This window comes from Enterobacteriaceae endosymbiont of Donacia piscatrix (genome assembly GCF_012569525.1).
Classification (GTDB): Bacteria; Pseudomonadota; Gammaproteobacteria; order Enterobacterales; family Enterobacteriaceae.
This window is the reverse complement of record NZ_CP046200.1, coordinates 401,177-405,838: the sequence shown is the minus strand read 5'-3', so window position 1 is coordinate 405,838 and position 4,662 is coordinate 401,177. Positions and strand designations below refer to the sequence as shown.

Below are 4,662 nucleotides of genomic sequence, written 5' to 3'. Positions count from 1 at the left end.
CTTATATTTTAAATCTAAAAAAAAATTTATAATTAAATAATGATAAAAATAATATTGAAAAAAAAATTTATGTTTTCATTAAATATAAATTTACTTTTTTAAAACAATGTAAAAATATATATATTTTAAATTTTAAAATATATATAAATTTATTACTAAATAATAAATTTATTTTTAATTACTTATTTTTTAATAAATAAATCATAAGTATTGTAATATCTGCAGGTGTTATGCCAGGTATTCTTGAAGCTTGGCCAAGCGTATAGGGTTTATAATAATTAAATTTATCTATTGCTTCATAAGATAAACTTTTAATATTATTAAATTTAATATTTATAGGTATTAATATTTTTTCATTCTTTTTTTGTTTTTTTATATGTTTTTCTTGTCTTTTAATATATCCTTGATATTTTAATTGTGTTTCAATATATTCAAAAATTTCTATTTTATTTTTATCAGAATTAAGTATATTTAGTTTTATTAAATCTTTATAACTTATTTCAGAACGTTTTAATAAATTTATACCATTAATATTTTTTATATTAGAATTTTTTAATAAGAATTTTAGTTTTTGTTTATTATTTGAATTAACAGAAAAATTTTTAATTTTTTGATATTCTTGTTCAATATTTTCTAATTTTTCATTAAATTTTTTCCAACGAAAATCATCTACTAATCCTAATTTACGTCCTATTTCTGTTAATCTTATGTCAGCATTATTTTCTCTTAATAATAATCTATATTCTGCTCTTGATGTAAACATACGGTAAGGTTCTTTTGTTCCCAAAGTACATAAATCATCTAATAAAACTCCTATATATGCTTGATTTCTTAATGGATACCATTGTTTTTTATTATCTATCAAAAGAGAAGCATTTAATCCAGCTATTAATCCTTGTGCTGCTGCTTCTTCATAACCAGTAGTTCCATTAATTTGTCCTGCAAAAAATAATCTTTTTATAAATTTACTTTCCATTGTAAGTTTTAATCCTCTAGGATCATAAAAATCATATTCTACAGCATATCCTGGTCTGGTAATATATGCATTTTCAAGTCCTTTAATTGATTTAATAATTAAAAATTGTGTACTAAATGGTAAACTAGTAGAAATTCCATTAGGATATATTTCATGAGTAATAATACCTTCTGGTTCTAAAAAAATTTGATGTTTTTCTTTATTTGGAAATTTAATAATTTTATCTTCAATAGATGGACAATATCTAGGTCCTTTAGCTTTTATTAAGCCATTATATATAGGACTTTTCATTATATTTTTTAATATAATTTGATGTGTTTTTTTATTGGTATATGTAATATAACAAGGTAATTGTTTAGGATGTTGTTTAATATTTCCAATATAAGAAAAAAAAGGTAAAGGATTATCACTATTTTGTATTTCTAATTTAGAAAAATTAATACTTCTTTTATCAAGACGAGGAGGAGTTCCTGTTTTTAACCTTCCTTTATTAATAGGTAATTCATTTAAAAAATTAGCTAAATTAACAGATGAAATATCGTTAATTCTTCCTCCAGTATATTTATTATTTAATCCAATATAAATTTTACCATTTAAAAAAGTACCAGTAGTTACAATTACAACTTTTGAATTAATAATATCATTATTTATAGTCATAATACCAGTTACTTTATAATTTTTAATTATAATTTTTTTCACTTCTTGTTGAAAAATAATTAATTTTTTTTCTTTTTGTAATAAAAATTTTATTTGAGTTTTATATAATTCTCTATCTGCTTGTGCTCTTGTAGATCTAACAGCTGGACCCTTACTATAATTAAGTATTTTAAAATTAATACCCGAATAATCAATGGCTGTAGCCATAACACCATTTAATGCATCTATTTCTTTTACTAAATGACTTTTACCGATACCTCCTATTGCTGGATTACAAGACATTTGTCCAATCGTATCTATATTATTTGTAATTAAGAGAGTTTTTTTTTTCATTTTAGCACTAGCGCAAGCTGCTTCTGTACCTGCGTGTCCACCACCTATGACTATTACATCAAATGTATTAAAATAACACATAAAATTATATACCTAGTTAAAAAATATTTAGTTTTTTTATGTTTGAAAATAATAATTAAATTGGATCAACATTAATAATAAATTTAATTTTTTTAAAATATATAATCTTTTTTATAATAGATAAAATATAATTTATAATTAATTTTAATGTTTTTTTAAAAAAATGTTGTAAAATTAATTGTTTTCTAAAAAAACCTTTTCTTTTACGTTGTTTTAACGATAATGGTCCAATAATAATAAAATATTTTTCATTTATATATTTTTCCATTATTTTTTCTTTTAAAATTTTTAAAAAATTTAATAAAATTTTTTTATTTTTAGATTCAAAAACTATAGAAATATGTTTAGTGAAAGGAGGTAATAACATTTTTTCTCTTTCTTTAAGAAGAAAATTAATCATATCATAATAATTTTTATATTCTTTAAAAATTTTTAAAAATATTTTATTTTGTGGATAATATGTTTGAATAATGACCATTTTTTTTTTTTTATCTAAATGATTATTTAATATATTAAAAATATTTTGTATAAAATATTCTGTAGTTTTAAAATTTTTAGAAAATAAAATATAATCTATATTAAAAAATATAATTAAACTATTTTTTAAAAAGGAAAAATATTCTTTGTATAGAGTTTGAGATGAAATAATTATTAATGGTTTTTTATTATCAATAAGTAAAAATTTTTCCAAAAAATTATTATTATTTATATTTAAAATTAATGTTTTTGGGAAAATATTACTTAATAATTCAATTAACTGTTCTATTCCTATACCCGTCATTATAAAAAATTTTTTTTTACAAAATGGACATATAGTAAACATATTAATAATTTTTTTACAAAAATAACAGTATAATTTCCAGATTTTTTTATAAAAAACAAAATTATTATCACAATCTATGCATTTTAAAATTTTTTGACAAAAATTACATAAAATATTAGTTGAATATCCAATATATTTATAGTAAATAATAATTTGTTCGTTATTTCTAATACATTTCAATATCATTTGTATTAATATTTTAGAAATAAATTGTGATTTAAACATTTTTTTATTTTTATCTAATATTAAAAATTTAAAAAAATTTTTATATAATACTGTTGTATTATTTTTAAATAAAAATTTATATTTACCCATATTAATATTATATATTGTTTCTACATTTAATGTATTAGAACTTATTATTATTGGAATATTTTCTGTTTTAGCTCTTAAAATGGCTATATTTCTTATATTATATTTATATATGTTTGTTTTTCTATATATAAAATTATGTTCTTCTGTTAAAATTATTAATCCTAATTGTAAAAATTGTGTAAAAATAGAAAATTTAGTACCTATAATAATAGGTATTAACCCTTTTTTAATACTTTCCCATATCAATAATGTTTTTTTATTAGTAAAATTTGAATATAACAAACAAATATGTATATCTAATTTAGATAAAAAATATTCATACAAATGAAAAAAAAAATAATATTGAGGAACTATTATTAGTATTTGTTTTTTTTGTGATAAAATTTTTTTAATAATATTTAAATATATTTCAATTTTTTCAAGGAAAATTATATTATTTTGTGTTATCCAAACAAAAAATTTATTTTTAAAATATTCTTTTTCAAAATTTTTTAAAATATTACAAATATTTTTTTTATAAAAATTATAATTTGTGTTTTTTTGAATAAAATTAAATTCTTTTTTATATAAAGAAAGAAATTTTCCATTATTAAATGTCAAATTATATTTTTTTATTTTTTTAAAATTACAATATTTTATAATTTTATTATTATTTAACAAATTAATTTTTTTTATTTGTAAAATATCTAATTTTTCTATAAAAAACTTATTTTTTTTTCTTAAAAAAATAGGTAGTATTTGAAATAAAATACTTCCAATGGGATATTGATAATACTGAGAAATTTTTTTTGCAAAATTTAATATTAAAAAATTAAAAAGTGATTTTTTATCTATAATTTTAGATATAAATTTTAGTTTATATATAGATTTTGTAGGAGAATAAGTAATTTTTATTACTATACCTATATAATTTTTTTTTTTAATCGATATTAAAACTCTACATCCAACAGAAATAATGACATTTTTTGGTAATAAATAATCAAATTCATTATTTATAATAGAATTATTAATCACAACTTTAATAATTTTCATAATTTAAAATTTTTATTTTTTTTGAAAAATTTACTTGTAATAAAATTTTTTATTTATAAAATATATAAACTACTTTTAATGAAAATAAATATATATGAAAAAAAATATCCACCCTCAGTGTAATAATATTACAGCTAAATGTTCATGTGGTAATTTAATTAATATTAAATCAACTTTAAAAAATAATAAAGAGTTAAATTTAGATGTTTGTTATTTATGTCATCCTTTTTATACAGGTAAACAAAAAATAACAGATAATAAAGGACGTGTTGAAAAATTTAGGAAAAAATTTAAACATTTTAAAATATTTAAATAAATATTTTTTTTTAAAAAAAATATATTAAAATTAATCAATAATGATTAATTAAAAAATCATTATTGATTAATAATTAGTAAAAATTTTTTATTTAATTTTTTTTTCTCTATATAAAACATGTTTTCTTAA

General features: G+C 16.9%; 3 protein-coding genes. 1 reads left to right on the top strand and 2 read right to left on the bottom strand.

Features of this window, described 5'->3' with window-relative positions; translation table 11 throughout:
• Positions 1–178: 178 nt before the first annotated feature.
• Both mnmG and priA read right to left on the bottom strand, forming a co-directional pair.
• Positions 179–2,047, bottom strand: coding sequence for a tRNA uridine-5-carboxymethylaminomethyl(34) synthesis enzyme MnmG (gene mnmG / locus GJT96_RS02030; RefSeq protein ID WP_169780537.1), 1,869 nt, complete (start codon positions 2,045–2,047; stop codon positions 179–181).
• Between the two features lie 55 nt (positions 2,048–2,102).
• Positions 2,103–4,217: a replication restart helicase PriA gene (gene priA, locus GJT96_RS02025; protein ID WP_169780536.1), complete on the bottom strand. Its 2,115-nt coding sequence runs from the start codon at positions 4,215–4,217 to the stop codon at positions 2,103–2,105.
• Positions 4,218–4,311: 94 nt separating this feature from the next.
• On the opposite strand from priA, the gene rpmE reads away from it, so the two are divergent.
• On the top strand, positions 4,312–4,533 hold the full coding sequence (gene rpmE / locus GJT96_RS02020; RefSeq protein WP_169780535.1) for a 50S ribosomal protein L31: 222 nt from the start codon (positions 4,312–4,314) through the stop codon (positions 4,531–4,533).
• The last annotated feature ends 129 nt before the right edge of the window (positions 4,534–4,662 follow it).